Raw genomic sequence first — 321 nt, forward strand, 5'->3', positions numbered from 1 at the left:
CGGCTTTTAGCGCCTGCTCCAGCGTGGCGTGAAAAGGGCTGAGTTTGTTGAAGATCGCGCGGCGTTGGTAGACCGGCGGCTTGGCCTCAGGTGCTCTGACCCACTTGCGAATCGTGTTGCGCGCCAACCCGGTGCGCTTGGCTATCTCATGCAGCGACAGCTTGTCGCGGAAATACATCCGGCGGATTTTGCCCATCATTTCCATACTGATCACCCTGTGTTCTCCTGCTCAAAAATTGAGCAGAAGCAGTTGAACACCTGGGTCAGTTTTCAGTCGGCAGAACAGCCTCTACTGGGTCAGTTTTCGGTCAGCGGCAACAC

At 56.1% G+C, this 321-nt stretch carries 1 pseudogene; it reads right to left on the bottom strand.

Features of this window, described 5'->3' with window-relative positions:
- Positions 1-196: pseudogene (locus GYA94_RS26080) on the bottom strand (IS21 family transposase); the annotation flags it as partial.
- Between the last annotated feature and the right edge of the window lie 125 nt (positions 197-321).

Origin of the sequence: Pseudomonas juntendi, assembly GCF_009932375.1 — a bacterium.
In the GTDB taxonomy this organism is placed as follows: Bacteria; Pseudomonadota; Gammaproteobacteria; order Pseudomonadales; family Pseudomonadaceae; genus Aquipseudomonas; species Aquipseudomonas juntendi.